Raw genomic sequence first — 14111 nt, 5'->3', positions numbered from 1 at the left:
AGGCGTAAGCCGAAGGCGCTGGCTAACCTGCCTGCGACATCCAACCGAAACAGGAGTCGAGATGAGCGTCGCAAGCACCGACCAGGCCCTGAGAATCCGCCCACTGGCCCGCGAGGACCTGGCCGAGGTGATCGCGATCGACGCGTCGCTCGAAGGGCGATCGCGCCGCACCTACGTGGAGCGCCGCCTCTCGGCCGCGCTGCGCGAGCCGGCGCTGCACGCGCAATTCGCGGCCTGCGACGAGCGGGGATTGACGGGCTACATCCTCGCGCGCGTGCTGGCCGGGGAGTTCGGCCGCAGCAAGGCCTCGCTGCGGCTGGAACTGGTCGGCGTGCGCCCCGACGCGCCGCGCCGGGGTACCGGCCGCCAGCTGTTCGCCGCGCTCGCGCAATGGGCCGCACGCCACGACATCGACGTGCTGCACACGACGGCGCACTGGACCCACGCGCGCATGCTCGGCTGGCTGGCCGCGATGGGCTTCCGGCTGGCACCCGAAGTCGTGCTGGACATCGGCGTGGACGCCGCGCCCTCGCCGGAAGAACCGGCCATCACCCTGGACGATGGCGGACCGGGCCACGAGGTGAACTTCGGTGCGCCGGAGGCGAACGACCACGAGCGCATGGCGCGCGGCGTGGTCGACATCCGCCCGCTGGCCCCCGCCGACCTGCACGAGATCCTGCGGATCGATCGCGTCATTACCGGCCACGACCGCAGCGAGTACCTGGGCGCGCTGCTGGCGGAGTCGACGGAAGCATCGAGGACGCGCGTCTCGCTGGTGGGCTGCCTGGACGGCGCGGTCGTCGGCTTCGTGATGGCGCGGGCCGACATCGGCGACTTCGGCCGCACCGAGCCGGTGGCCGTGGTCGACACCGTCGGCGTCGATCCGGACTACGCGGAGCGTGGCATCGGCCGGCGCCTGCTCGAGCGGCTGTTCGCCAACGTCGGGCAGCTGCAGGTCGAGCGGGTGGAAACCATGGTCCGGGTGTCCGACCTGGAGCTGCTGGGCTTCTTCCAGCGCCTCGCCTTCACGCCATCGCAGCGGCTGGCCTTCGTGCGCCAAGCCGCGGGCTGACCGTCAGCCGCGACGCGCCGCTTCGATGGCGGCGATGTCGATCTTGCCCATCTCCATCATCGCGTCGAAGGCCCGCTTCGCAGCGGCGGGGTCGGGATCCGCGATCGCCTCGGTGAGGGCCCGCGGCGTGATCTGCCAGGACAGGCCCCACTTGTCCTTGCACCAGCCGCAGGCGCTTTCCTGGCCGCCGTTGCCGACGATGGCGTTCCACAGGCGATCCGTCTCGGCCTGGTCCTCGGTCGCCACCTGGAACGAGAAGGCTTCGCTGTGCCGGAAAGCCGGTCCACCGTTCAGGCCCAGGCAGGGAATGCCGAGCACCGTGAACTCGACCGTCAGCACGTCGCCCTGCTTGCCGGACGGGAAGTCGCCGGGCGCGCGCAGGACCCGGCCCACCGCGCTGTCCGGGAAGGTGGCTGCGTAGAACTGCGCGGCCTCCAGGGCCGTGCCGTCGTACCAGAGACAGATGGTGTTCTTGGCCGTCACTTGTCGATCTCCCAAGGCAGAAGAGTTGGGGCGTCCGGGCTCGAACGCCGGTCGCGAAAACAGTCTGCCACGCTTCGAGAGGCCGAGCAGGCACGACCGGAGGCGGCCTCGGCCGTATCGCAGCCGATAATCGGCGCCCCTCCCTCCTTCCCCTTTCCCCTCCGTGACCACCACCCCCGCTGCCGAGCCCGGCCCCCTTACGCCCGGCGATTTCGACGCGCTGGACGACGAGCTCGACCGGATGCGCGAGCACGACGACGAAATCCCGCAGTGGGAGTTCTGCGAAGGCTTCCTTGCCGCGCTGGTCTGCATGCGCCGCGAGGTGCCGGCCGAGGAGTACTGGCCCGTGCTGCTGGGCGAAGACTTCCGGCCCATGGAGCACATGGAATTCGTCTGGCGCTGGCGCCGCCGCTGGCAGGAGATCGCCGTCGCGCTGGACCAGCCGGTGGAGGAACTGGAGGACGAGCGCACCTACCATCCGGAAGCGCTGGACGTGCGCGGTGCCATCCTGGCGCTGCCGCCCGAGGAGCGTTCGGAGGGCGATCTCGCCGAGGCGCCCGCCTACGCCCAGATCTGGGCACTGGGCTTCATGTATGCCGTGGAGAACTGGCCGCAGGACTGGCAGCCGCCGCGAGACGACGAAGCGGCCGGGATGCTGGATGCGGCCCTGCAGGACATCGTCACCCTGACCGAGGACGACACCGGCGAGCCTGCGCTGTCCATGTACGCCGAGGACGGGCCGCCCAGCGTCAGCGAACAGCGGCTCGACGCCCTCGCCGCCGGCATCTGGGCGGTCTACGCCCTGCGCCAGCTGTGGCGCAGCCTGGGCCCGCGCATCGAACCGATACGCAAGCAGCCCGAGCCGGGCCGCAACGACCCCTGCCCCTGCGGCAGCGGGAAGAAGTACAAGAAGTGCCATGGGGCGGGCTGACCGTCCACCCGGACATGCAGCTCGACTACCTGATCTTCGACTGCACGGAAGAGGAAACGGGGTCCTGCAGCTTCGACGCGATGGCGTCCGTGCTGCCGGGGCGGCTTGCAGCGCTGGTCCATGAGGTCGAAGCCGTGCTGGGATGGGCCTGCCACACCTTCGGAGCGCCGGTTCCTGATGCGGACACCGGCGGATGGGATTTCGAGTTGCAGGCGACGAGCGAAGCCGGCGGGACGCTGCCGATCGTTTTCGACCTGGAACGCGGCCGGCTCAGCTTGCCGACCGCCTCCGAGGGCCGCATCACGCTCACGCTGACCCTCAGCGGTTCGCCTGCCTTTGGCGAAGCGTTCCGGGACGCCTTTCCCGACGCCGCGTGATGCGGCTGGCCTGCCACGGCAACGCCTCAGGTCACCACCAGGTAGAGCGTCACCAGGATGCAGATGCCCGTGACGATGGCCCAGATGGCGGGCCAGCTGTCGCCTTCCTTGGTGTCCTGCACCGACAGGCTCTTCATCGGGTCGGTGCCGTGGAAGTCCTTGCCGTAGGTCTCGTCGGTGGTGCGGTGCAGGGCCGGGTTGAGTCCTTCGCGGCTGGCCGCGTCGTCACTCGCCGGGGGTGTGGTCGTCATGCGGTTCCTCCTGCGCGGGAGCGGGAGCCGGCGGTGCGCGACGCAGGCTCCAGCGGACCATGAATTCGAGGCAGGCCTCTGCCGGATCGTCGGCACCGGGCAGGCGCGACATCAGCTCGACCCAATCCTCCGGCGAAGCATGCCGCTCGAAGCGCGACACGGCAAGGCGGGCAAACGCCGCCGGCTCCGCGCCCGCGGCCTCGATCTCGCGGACCAGGCGCGCCGGCAGCACGGCCTCGGCGCCCTGCGCCTGGCCCAGCAGGTCACCGAGCATCACCACAACTGCGCCTCCAGCTCGTCCTTGCCGAGCGCCACGCCTTCCAGCGTCGCGGCCTCGGCGAGCGAAGCGGTGAAGCGAGCCGCCGCCAGCGTCCAGGCGCGCGCCTCCAGCATGTCGGCGATGCGCGATTCGACCAGCTCGAACGGCAACTGCCGCCCCGGGATGCGCCGGTCCAGCCGCAGCACGTGCCAGCCGAAGCGCGAGCGCACCGGTTCGCGCCCCGTCATGCCCTCGGGCAGCGCCTCGATCGCGGACTGCACCGCCGGCACCAGCTCGCCCGGCTGCAGCTGCCCCAGCGAGCCGCCTTGCATCTTCGAGGGGCAGCTGGAGAAGGCCTGCGCCGCTTCCGCGAACGCCGCCGGGTCGTCGCCGACTTCGCGCGCGATCGTCGCGGCCTGGTGCCGCGCCGCGTCCCAGCCGGCTTCGTCGTCGCCGCCCGGCTCGACCAGGATGTGGCGCGCCTCCAGCAGCGGCGGCGTGCGGAAGCGCTCGCGCTGCTGCTCGTAGACCCGCAGGCACTCCTCGCGCGTGGGCGAGGACGGCGCTGCCTGCGTCTCCAGCACGGCGCGGATCAGCGCTTCCTCGTCGACTTCGCGCCGGCCGGCCTCGTCGGTCTCGGGCTCGGCCGCCAGCCCCAGGCGATGCGCCTCCTGCAGCAGCAGTTCGCGGATCGCCAGCGCTCGCGCCGCGGCGCGCCAGGCGCTGGCCGGGTCGGGCGCCGGATGCTGCTGCGCCTCCTCGGCGATGGCCTCCGGCGCGATCACCGTGCCGTTGACGCGCACCGCCACGTAGGCCGGCGGCTCGGCACCCGGGCGGCCGCGCCGGTGGACGTGGATGGTGGCGGTGGTCCCGCCCCCGCTCCCGCCGCCGCAACCCCCGCTGGCGCAGGCCGAGGGCATCTGCGGCTCGGGCCGCGGCACGGGGCGTTCGGTCAGATCTGCGCTCATGTCGGCTGCCCGCTTTGCGACTGCGCCCGCGTCACCACCTCGCTGGCATAGGGCTGGCCCAGGCCGGTCGGATCGGAGGGCGGTGCCTTGCGTCCCACCGGCGCCCGCGCGCGGGCGATCTGGTAGCCCGGCCGCAGCAGGAACCAGATCGGCACGCTCCAGATGTGGATCAGGCGCGTGAAGGGCGTGATCAGGAACAGCACCAGGCCCAGCACGATGTGCAGCTTGAAGATCACGCCCACCTCGTCGAGCTGGCCGGCGGCGGCCGGGTCCAGCACCAGGATGCCGTGCGCCCAGCCCATGAGCTGCACCATCTCGCTGCCGTCCAGGTGCTGCATGCTCCAGTAGACGGTGCCCACGCCCATCACCAGCTGGACCCAGATCAGCACCAGCACCGCGATGTCGCCCCAGGACGAGCTGCGCCTGATGCGCACATCGAACAGCCGCCGGTGCAGCAGCAGCGTGCAGCCGACCAGCGCCGAGACCCCGGCGATGCCGCCCACCAGCATGGCCATCATCTGCTTGGTCTGGTTGGTGAAACCGACCGCATGGAACACCCACACCGGCGTGAGCAGCCCCACGAAGTGGCCGAAGAACAGCACGATCACGCCCAGGTGGAACAGGTTGGAGCCGATCAGCATCTGCTTGCGGCGCAGGAACTGGCTGGACTGCGAGCGCCAGCCGTACTGGTCCTTGTCGAAGCGCAGGATGCTGCCGACGATCATCACGATCACGGCCACGTACGGGAACCACCCGAACGCGAGCTGGTTGAGGTAGTCGTTCATCGCCTGCTCCTTCTAGCGTCCCATCACGGCCTTGAGCCGCTGCACGATGCCGCCACCGGCTTGCGGCGCCGGGGCGCCGCTGAAGGTCACCGGCTCCTCCTGCCAGGTCTCGTCCAGCGACTTCGCCTCCTGTGCGGCCAGCCGCCGCCGCACCTCGTCCAGCGCTTCGGCGTCGGGCGCGCCCTCGCCCAAGGCCAGCAGCGCCGTGAACACGGCGGCATACGGCGTGCCGCGCTGCTGCAGCCGCTCGGCCAGGGCCGCGAACACGTGCGCCGGTTGCCCCAGCCAGTCGCGCGCCTCGCGCCGCGGCAGGAAGGACACGAACTCGAGGAACAGCGGCACGTAGTCCGGCAGCTCCGTCCCCTGCAGCAGGAAGCCGTGTTCCTGGTAGCGCTGCGCCAGGTCCACCAGCGCCTGGCCGCGCTCGCGGCTCTCGCCGTGCACGTGCTCGAACAAGTGCAGCGACAGCGCGCCTGAGCTGTCGAACAGGGCGCTGTAGCGCTCCTGCAGCTCGTAGACGTCGTCGCCGGCCAGCTGCACCAGCAGCGGTTCGAGCGCGCGCAGCTCGGCGGCCGACAGCTCGCCCTCGGTTTCCAGCGCGGCCCGGATCTCCGATACCGCGGCCTGCAGGTCCGCGCTGGGATAGCCCAGCAGCGCGCTCAATGCCTTGGTGGTGCGGTTCATGTCGGCACGTCCATGTTCTTGTGCCGCGGCGTCTGCTTGGGTCCGCCGCCGAACAGGTTGAGGCCGCTGCGGCCCTCGGTCTGGTCGCGGAAGCCGAAGCCGGTGGAGCCGCGCAGCCAGTACGCGTCCTCCTCCAGTTCGCGCCGCACCGTCGGGATCACGTAGCGGTCCTCGTAGTTGGCGATCGCCATCACCTGGTACATGTCCTCCAGCGTCGCGGTGGTCAGCCCCACGCGCTGGGCGATCGCCTCGTCGATGCGGCCGTCGACGCGCTTGGCGCGCATGTAGGCGCGCATGGCCAGCATGCGCTCCAGCGCGGCGGCCACCGGCCCCTCGTCGCCGGCCGTGAGCAGGTTGGCCAGGTAGCGCAGCGGGATGCGCAGCGAGCGCACGTCCGGCATGCCGTCCAGCGCCGACAGCTTGCCGGCCTCGGCCGCCGATTGGATCGGCGACAGCGGCGGGATGTACCAGACCATGGGCAGGGTGCGGTACTCCGGATGCAGCGGGAAGGCGACCCGCCACTCCTTCATCATCTTGTAGACCGGCGAGCGCAGCGCCGCCTCGATCCACTGGCGAGGCACGCCGTCGTGCGCCGCCTGCTTCTGGACCTCGGGGTCGCGCGGATCGAGGATCAGGTCCAGCTGCGCCTGGTACAGCGCCTTCGGATCCTCCACCGAGGCCGCCGCCTCGATGCGGTCGGCGTCGTAGAGCACCACGCTGAGGTAGCGGATGCGGCCCACGCAGGTCTCCGAGCACACCGTCGGCTGGCCCGTCTCGATGCGCGGGAAGCAGAAGATGCACTTCTCGCTCTTGCCGGAGGACCAGTTGTAGTAGATCTTCTTGTACGGGCAGCCCGACACGCACATGCGCCAGCCGCGGCACTTCTCCTGGTCGATCAGCACGATGCCGTCTTCCGCCCGCTTGTAGATCGCGCCCGAGGGGCAGGAAGCCACGCAGGAGGGATTGAGGCAGTGCTCGCACAGGCGCGGCAGGTACATCAGGAAGGTCTGCTCGAACTGGCCGTAGATCTCCTTCTGGATGCCCTCGAAGTTCCGGTCGTGCGAGCGCTTGGCGAACTCGCCGCCCAGCATGTCCTCCCAGTTGCCGCTCCACTCGATCTTGTTCAGCACCTCGCCGGTGACCAGCGAGCGCGGCTTGGCCACCGGCTGCGCCTGCAGCTCGCCGGCGTTCTGCAGCCAGCCGTACTCGTAGGTGTAGGGCTCGTAGAAGTCGTCGATCTCCGGCAGGTGCGGGTTGGCGAAGATCTTGGCCAGGATGCGCCACTTGGACCCCAGGCACGGCTCGATGCGGCCGTTCTTCTTGCGCACCCAGCCGCCGCGCCAGCGCTCCTGGTTCTCCCAGTCCTTGGGGTAGCCGATGCCGGGCTTGGACTCGACGTTGTTGAACCAGGCGTACTCCTGCCCCTCGCGGTTGGTCCAGACGTTCTTGCAGGTGATGGAACAGGTATGGCAGCCGATGCACTTGTCCAGGTTCAGCACCATCGGGATCTGCGCGCGGACTTTCATCGCAGCACCTCCTTGCGGGCGACCACGCCCTTGCCCCAGTCGGCGCTGCCGCCGCCCGTGTGCACGGCGTCGTCGGCCGCCTTGTCGAACCAGTTGACCTGGTTCATCTTGCGCACGATCACGAACTCGTCGCGGTTGGCGCCCACCGTGCCGTAGTAGTTGAAGCCGTAGGCCAGCTGCGCGTAGCCGCCGATCATGTGGGTCGGCTTCATGTTGATGCGCGTGACCGAGTTGTGGATGCCGCCGCGCTGGCCGGTGATCTCGGAACCGACCACGTTCACCAGCTTCTCCTGCGCGTGGTACATGATGGCCGTGCCGGGCATGATCCGCTGCGACACGATGGCGCGCGCGGTCAGCGCCCCGTTCATGTTGAAGACCTCGATCCAGTCGTTGTCCTCGATGCCGGCCTCGCGCGCGTCGTCCTCGCTGATCCACACCGTCGGGCCGCCGCGGCTGAGCGACAGCATGATCAGCGTCTCGGTGTAGGTCGAGTGGATGCCCCACTTCTGGTGCGGCGTCAGGATGTTCAGCTGGATCTCGCGGTTGCCGTTGGGCAGCTTGCCCAGCACCTGCCGCACGGTGCGGGTGTCGATCGGCGGGCGCCAGGTGACGAAGCCCTCGCCGAAGGCGAGCATCCACGGGTGGTCCTGGTACAGCGACTGGCGGCCGCTCAGCGTGCGCCAGGGGATCAGCTCGTGCACGTTGGTGTAGCCGGCGTTGTAGCAGACGGTCTCGCTCTCGATGCCGGACCAGGTGGGCGAGGAGATGATCTTGCGCGGCTGCGCGGTGATGTCGCGGAAGCGGATCTTCTCCTCGTGCCGGCCCTCGGCCAGGTGGGCGTGCTCGCGGCCGGTGGCCTTGGCCAGCGCTTCCCAGGCCTTCACCGCCACCTCGCCGTTAGTCTCGGGCGCCAGGTACAGCACGGCCTCGCAGGCCTCGATGTCGGTCTGCAGCCGCGGGCGGCCGGCGGCCGGGCCGTCGGGCACGGTGCCGTTGAGGGCCGTCAGGCCCTTGATCTCGTGCCGGGTGTCCCAGTTGATCCCCTTGGAGCCGTTGCCCAGCGTGTCCAGCGCCGGACCCAGCGAGGTGAAGCGCGCGTAGGTGGCCGGGTAATCGCGCTCGACCAGGAACACGTTGGCCATCGTCTTGCCCGGAACCGGCTCGCATTCGCCGCGGCCCCAGTCGCGCGGTTCGTAGGGCTGGGCGATCTCGCCCTGGCTGTCGTGCTGCAGCGGCTGCAGCACCAGGTCGTGCTCCACGCCCAGCACCTCCGGCGCCACCTGCGAGAACTTCTCGGCGATGCCGCGGAAGATCGCCCAGTCGGTGCGCGCCTCCCAGGCCGGATCCACGGCTGCCGTCAGCGGGTGGATGAAGGGATGCATGTCCGTGGTGTTGAGGTCGTGCTTCTCGTACCAGGTCGCGGTGGGCAGCACCACGTCGGCGTAAATGCTGGTGGTGGACATGCGGAAGTCGATGTTCACGTACAGGTCCAGCTTGCCCACCGGCGCCTGCTCGTGCCACACGACCTCCTTGGGCTTCTGGATGCCGGCGCGCACGTCGTCGGTGCCCACGATGCCGTGCAGCGAACCGACGAAGTGCTTGAGGAAGTATTCGTGGCCCTTGCCGCTGGCGCCCAGCACGTTGCCGCGCCAGAAGAACATGTTGCGCGGCCAGTTGACCGGGTTGTCCGGGTCCAGGCAGGACATCTTCAGCTCGCCGGACTTCAGCAGGCGCGGCACTTCCTGCCGGATGTCGGCGCCGGAGGCCTTGAGCCGGCGGCCCAGCTCGATCGGGTTGGCCTGCAGCTGCGGCGCCGAGGGCAGCCAGCCCATGCGCTCGGCCCGCACGTTGAAGTCCAGGATGGCGCCCGACCAGTCGCCGGGCGGCGCCGTCGGGGACAGGATGTCGGCTATGCGCAGCGTCTCGTAGCGCCACTGGTCGGTGTGGGCGTAGAAGAAGCTGGTGGCGTTCATCTGCCGCGGCGGGCGCACCCAGTCGGAGGCCATGGCGATCGGCAGCCAGCCGGTCTGCGGCCGCAGCTTCTCCTGGCCGACGTAGTGGCTCCAGCCGCCGCCGGACTGGCCGATGCAGCCGCACATCACGAGCAGCGAGATGATCCCGCGGTAGCTCATGTCCATGTGGTACCAGTGGTTCAGCCCGGCGCCCAGGATCACCATGGACTTGCCCTGCGTCCTGGCCGCGTTGTCGGCGAACTCGCGCGCGACCTGGATGATCCGCTCGCGCGGCACGCCGGTGACCTTCTCGGCCCAGGCCGGCGTGAACGGCTGGTCCTCGTCGAAGCTGCGGGCGACGTTGCCGCCGCCGAAGCCGCGGTCCAGCCCGTAGCTGGCGCAGAACAGGTCGAACACGGTGGCGACCCGGGCCTTGCCGCCGTCGGCCAGCGCGATCTCGCGGATCGGCACGTGGCGCACCAGCACCTCCTCGTGCGCGGTGGCGACGAAGTCGTGCGGCGCCTCGCCGCCGAAATAGGGGAAGGCCACCGCGGCGATGCCGTCGTTCTGCTTGTCGAAGCTGCGCAGCAGCTTGACGTCGCGGCCCTGCCCGTCCTTCTCCTCGAGGTTCCACTTGCCCTGCTCGCCCCAGCGGAAACCCACCGAGCCGAGCGGCGCCACCAGCTTGTTGCTGGCCTCGTCGAAGGCGATGGTCTTCCAGTCCGGGTTGTTGGCCTCGCCCAGGTGGTCGATCAGGTCGGCCGCGCGCAGCAGCCGGTCCGGCACCAGCCGGCCATCCCGTTCCACCAGCTTCACCAGCATCGGGAAGTCGGAGTAGCGGCGGGTGTAGTCCTCGAAATAGGGCACCTGCCGGTCCAGGTGGAACTCGCGCAGCACCACGTGGCCGAAGGCCAGCGCCAGCGCCGCATCGGTGCCCTGCTTGGGATGCAGCCACATGTCGGAGAACTTGGCCGCCTCGTTGTAGTCGGGCGCGATCACCACGCTCTTGGTGCCGCGGTAGCGCGACTCGGCATAGAAGTGCGCGTCGGGCGCCCGCGTCATCGGGATGTTGGAGCCCCACACCAGCAGGAAGCCGGCGTTGTACCAGTCGGCGCTCTCCGGCACGTCGGTCTGCTCGCCCCAGGTCTGCGGCGACGAGGGCGGCAGGTCGCAGTACCAGTCGTAGAAGGACAGCAGGTTGCCGCCGATCAGCGACAGGTAGCGCGAGCCCGAGGCGTACGAGATCATCGACATTGCCGGGATCGGCGAAAAGCCGGCGATGCGATCCGGGCCGTATTCCTTGATCGTGTAGGCATTGGCCGCCGCGATCAGCTCGTTCACCTCGTCCCAGCTCGCGCGCACGAAGCCGCCGCGGCCGCGCTTGCTGACCCATTCCACCCGCTTGGCCGGATCGCTGACGATGGCCTTCCAGGCCGCCACCGGGGTCATGCTGGCGCGCGCCTCGCGCCAGAAGCGCAGCAGCCGTCCGCGCACCAGCGGGTACTTGATGCGGGTGCCGGAGTACAGGTACCAGCTGTAGCTGGCGCCGCGCGGGCAGCCGCGCGGCTCGTGGTTGGGCAGGTCGGGCCGGGTGCGCGGGTAGTCGGTCTGCTGGGTTTCCCAGGTGACGATGCCGCCCTTGACGTAGATCTTCCACGAGCAGGAGCCGGTGCAGTTCACGCCGTGCGTGGAGCGCACGATCTTGTCGGCCGCCCAGCGCTTGCGGTAGGCGTCCTCCCAGGCGCGGCTCTCGTTGGTGGTGATCCCGTGGCCGCCGGAGAAGGTCTCGCGGGCCTGGCGGAAGTACGTGATCCGATCGAGGAAATGGCTCACCGCTTTCCTTTCGTGGGCGCGCGGGCGCCCGTTCAGGCCTGTACGGCCGGGTGCAGGACTTCGGTGCGGCGCACCTCGGTCAGGTACATCCAGATCAGCGACACCCAGACCACGCCGTACAGCAGCATGAAGGCCGAGGAGCGGATGCCCGTGAAGTCCAGCAGCACGCCGAACAGGATCGGCAGCACGAAGCCGCCCAGGCCGCCGGCCAGGCCGACGATGCCGCTGATGGCGCCGATGTTGTGCGGGTAGTCGTTGCTGATGTACTTGAAGACGCTGGCCTTGCCGAAGGCCCAGGCGATGCCCAGCACGAACATCAGCGCGGTGAAGGCGTAGACGTTCAGCCCGATGTGGAAGGTCCTGGGGCCGTCCAGCGTGAGCACGGTGAACTGGGTCTGCGGATAGGACAGCAGGAACAGGCAGATCCAGCTCACCCACATCACCCACCAGGTCACGCTCTGCGCGCCGTACTTGTCCGACAGCGCGCCGCCGATGGCGCGCAGCACGCCACCCGGCAGCGAGAAGCAGGCGGCCAGCAAGGCCGCCACGCGGATGTCCAGCCCGTACTCGCCCACGTAGTACTGCACCATCCACAGCGACAGCGCCACGTAGCCGCCGAACACGATGCTGTAGTACTGGCAGTAGCGCAGCACGCGCGGGTCCTTCAGCGCCTTCAGCTGCTGGCCGAAGCCGACGTTGCCCGGCACCCGGTGCGCCGGGTCGCTGTGGCTGAAGAACCAGAACAGCAGCAGCGCCCCCAGCATCACCGCGGCATAGACCTGCGGCACCATGGCCCAGCCGAAGCCGACCACCAGCGCCGGCGCGATGAACTTGTTGACGGCCGCGCCGGAGTTGCCCGCGCCATACACGCCCATCGCCAGCCCCTGCCGGTTCTTCGGGAACCAGCGTGCGACGTAAGGCGTGCCGACGGAGAAGGAGCCGCCGGCGAGGCCGACGAACAGGCCGATCACCAGGAAGTGCCAGTACGCGGTGGCATAGGCCATGAGCCAGATGGCCGGGATGGTGGCCGCCATCACCAGCGCCATCACCACGCGCCCGCCGTAGCGGTCGGTCCAGATGCCCAGCGGCACCCGCACCAGCGATCCCGTCAGCACTGGCGTGGCCGTGAGCAGCCCGAACTGCGTGGCATTCAGCCCCAGCTGCTGGCGCAGCGGGATGCCGACCACGCCGAACATCATCCAGACCATGAAGCAGACGGTGAACGCCAGCGTGCTCACCGCCAGCACGGACATCGCCTTGCGTCCGATCGGCGCCGTGCCGGCCGTGGGCGTGGCCCCGGATGTGAAGTGGCTTGCCATGGCTGCGGGGCAGATTAGCAACCGATGTCGCGCCGGGGGCACCGGTGTAACAGCCGACTGCGGCCGGGCTGCATGCGCCTGAGCCAGGTCCTTACATGCGCTGACAGCCCGCCCACCGCGGCGCCGTCCGCCGCTAGATTGCGGCCAACCCTCTCTGGAGGCCGTCGCCATGCCGACCACCTCGCCCCCGCGCAGCACGCGGACCGCGCGCCGCACGCTGCACCTCTGGACCCCCGAGGACAAGGCCTTCTGGGAGCAGGAGGGGCAGGCGATCGCCCGCATCAACCTGTGGATCAGCGTTCCCGCGCTGTTCCTGGCGTTCGCGATCTGGCAGGTGTGGAGCGTGGTCGCGGTGAGCCTGCCGGCGCTGGGCTTCCGCTACACCACCGACCAGCTGTTCTGGCTGGCGGCGGCGCCGGCGCTGTCGGGCGCCACGCTGCGCATCTTCTACTCGTTCATGGTGCCGCTGGTGGGCGGGCGGCGCTGGACGGCGATCTCCACCGCCTCGCTGCTGGTCCCGGCCATCGGCATCGGCATCGCGGTACAGGACAACACCACGCCCTATCCGACCATGCTCATCCTGGCCCTGCTGTGCGGCTTCGGCGGCGGCAACTTCTCCTCCAGCATGGCCAACATCAGCTTCTTCTTCCCGAAGGAGCGCAAGGGCTCCGCGCTGGGGGTGAACGCAGGCCTGGGCAACCTGGGCGTGTCGGTGGTGCAGTTCCTCAGCCCGCTGGTGGTCACGGCGGGCGTGCTGGGCATCTTCGCGGGCGATCCGCAGACCATCGTGCGCGGCGGCGCCGAGGTGCGGGTGTGGACCCAGAACGCCGCCTTCATCTGGGTGCCCTGGATCGCGCTGGCGGCGCTGGCCGCCTGGTTCGGCATGAACGACATCGCCGAGGCCCGGGCCTCGGTGGCGGCCCAGGCGGCGATCTTCCGGCGCAAGCACAACTGGCTGATGTGCCTGCTGTACCTGGGCACCTTCGGTTCCTTCATCGGCTACGCCGCCGGCTTTCCGCTGCTGATCCGCAGCCAGTTCCCGCAGGTCAATGCGTTGGCGTTCGCCTGGCTGGGTCCGCTGCTGGGAGCCGTGGTGCGGCCCTTCGGCGGATGGCTGGCCGACCGCTGGGGCGGCGCGACGGTGACCTTCTGGAATTTCATCGCGATGGCGGCCGGCGTGGCGGCGGTGCTGTGGTTCCTGCCGAGCGGCCCGAGTGGCGGATCCTTCGCCGGGTTCTTCGTGGCCTTCCTGGTGCTGTTCGTCACCACCGGCATCGGCAACGGCTCGACCTTCCGCATGATCCCGGTGATCTTCCTGAACCAGGCGCTGCGCGAGGTCGACCCCGCGGACCCCGCCGCCGTGGCGCGCGCCACCCAGCGCGGCAACACGGAGGGCGCCGCCACGCTGGGCTTCACCGGCGCGATCGGCGCCTACGGCGGCTTCTTCATCCCCAAGAGCTACGGCACCTCCATCGCCAACACCGGCGGCCCGGAGGCGGCCCTCTACCTCTTCATCGTCTTCTACCTGCTGTGCATCGCCGTCACCTGGTGGTACTACAGCCGCAAAGGGGCGGAAATGCCCTGCTGAGCGCCCTTGTCTAGGGGTGCCACCCAAAAGGTGCATTGGAGTGGCACCTTTTGATCCGAATCAATCCGGGAACCTCGGGTAAA

The 14111-nt window shown here is 69.6% G+C and carries 13 protein-coding genes; 4 read left to right on the top strand and 9 right to left on the bottom strand.

Features of this window, described 5'->3' with window-relative positions; translation table 11 throughout:
- Positions 1-61: 61 nt before the first annotated feature.
- Positions 62-1072, top strand: coding sequence for a GNAT family N-acetyltransferase (locus VEC03_RS13010; protein WP_324915848.1), 1011 nt, complete (start codon positions 62-64; stop codon positions 1070-1072).
- 3 nt (positions 1073-1075) lie between these two features.
- Here the strand turns inward: VEC03_RS13010 and VEC03_RS13005 are convergent, their stop codons facing one another.
- Positions 1076-1555 (bottom strand): VOC family protein, encoded by a 480-nt coding sequence (locus tag VEC03_RS13005; protein ID WP_324915846.1) that lies wholly within the window; start codon positions 1553-1555, stop codon positions 1076-1078.
- A gap of 163 nt (positions 1556-1718) precedes the next feature.
- On the opposite strand from VEC03_RS13005, the gene VEC03_RS13000 reads away from it, so the two are divergent.
- Positions 1719-2486: a YecA family protein gene (locus VEC03_RS13000; RefSeq protein ID WP_324915844.1), complete on the top strand. Its 768-nt coding sequence runs from the start codon at positions 1719-1721 to the stop codon at positions 2484-2486.
- A 14-nt stretch (positions 2487-2500) separates the two neighbouring features.
- A complete protein-coding gene (locus VEC03_RS12995) occupies positions 2501-2863 on the top strand; it encodes a hypothetical protein (protein ID WP_324915843.1) in 363 nt (120 codons plus the stop codon).
- A gap of 26 nt (positions 2864-2889) precedes the next feature.
- On the opposite strand, the gene VEC03_RS12990 is transcribed toward VEC03_RS12995, so the two are convergent.
- The 8 genes from VEC03_RS12990 to VEC03_RS12955 are packed head-to-tail and all read right to left on the bottom strand — an operon-like array spanning position 2890 to position 12440.
- Positions 2890-3114 carry a hypothetical protein gene (locus tag VEC03_RS12990; protein WP_324915841.1) on the bottom strand — a complete coding sequence of 75 codons (225 nt, stop codon included), beginning with the start codon at positions 3112-3114 and terminating at the stop codon, positions 2890-2892.
- Positions 3089-3388 (bottom strand): hypothetical protein, encoded by a 300-nt coding sequence (locus tag VEC03_RS12985; RefSeq protein ID WP_324915839.1) that lies wholly within the window; start codon positions 3386-3388, stop codon positions 3089-3091. Before VEC03_RS12985 ends, VEC03_RS12990 begins: the two co-directional genes overlap by 26 nt.
- Positions 3388-4341, bottom strand: a complete 954-nt coding sequence (locus tag VEC03_RS12980; RefSeq protein WP_324915837.1) for a peptidylprolyl isomerase — start codon at positions 4339-4341, stop codon at positions 3388-3390. The genes VEC03_RS12985 and VEC03_RS12980 overlap by 1 nt, the downstream gene beginning before the upstream one ends.
- On the bottom strand, positions 4338-5126 hold the full coding sequence (gene narI / locus VEC03_RS12975; protein ID WP_324915836.1) for a respiratory nitrate reductase subunit gamma: 789 nt from the start codon (positions 5124-5126) through the stop codon (positions 4338-4340). The genes VEC03_RS12980 and narI overlap by 4 nt, the downstream gene beginning before the upstream one ends.
- Before the next feature lie 12 nt (positions 5127-5138).
- Positions 5139-5810 (bottom strand): nitrate reductase molybdenum cofactor assembly chaperone, encoded by a 672-nt coding sequence (gene narJ, locus VEC03_RS12970; RefSeq protein WP_324915834.1) that lies wholly within the window; start codon positions 5808-5810, stop codon positions 5139-5141.
- Entirely contained in the window at positions 5807-7336 is a 1530-nt protein-coding gene (narH, locus tag VEC03_RS12965; RefSeq protein WP_324915832.1) for a nitrate reductase subunit beta, read from the bottom strand. The genes narJ and narH overlap by 4 nt, the downstream gene beginning before the upstream one ends.
- The gene (locus tag VEC03_RS12960) at positions 7333-11121 is read right to left on the bottom strand and encodes a nitrate reductase subunit alpha (protein WP_324915830.1); all 3789 of its coding nucleotides are present in this window, start codon (positions 11119-11121) and stop codon (positions 7333-7335) included. Before VEC03_RS12960 ends, narH begins: the two co-directional genes overlap by 4 nt.
- Before the next feature lie 32 nt (positions 11122-11153).
- Positions 11154-12440, bottom strand: a complete 1287-nt coding sequence (locus VEC03_RS12955; RefSeq protein ID WP_324915828.1) for a nitrate/nitrite transporter — start codon at positions 12438-12440, stop codon at positions 11154-11156.
- Positions 12441-12609: 169 nt separating this feature from the next.
- Here VEC03_RS12955 and VEC03_RS12950 point away from each other — a divergent pair, with 169 nt between their 5' ends.
- Positions 12610-14028 carry a NarK family nitrate/nitrite MFS transporter gene (locus VEC03_RS12950; protein WP_324915826.1) on the top strand — a complete coding sequence of 473 codons (1419 nt, stop codon included), beginning with the start codon at positions 12610-12612 and terminating at the stop codon, positions 14026-14028.
- Positions 14029-14111: the final 83 nt, after the last annotated feature.

The sequence above is a fragment of the Ramlibacter sp. genome (assembly GCF_035627355.1).
In the GTDB taxonomy this organism is placed as follows: Bacteria; Pseudomonadota; Gammaproteobacteria; order Burkholderiales; family Burkholderiaceae_C; genus Ramlibacter.
The sequence above is the reverse complement of the archived record's forward strand: the minus strand, read 5'-3'. Positions and strand labels throughout refer to the sequence as shown.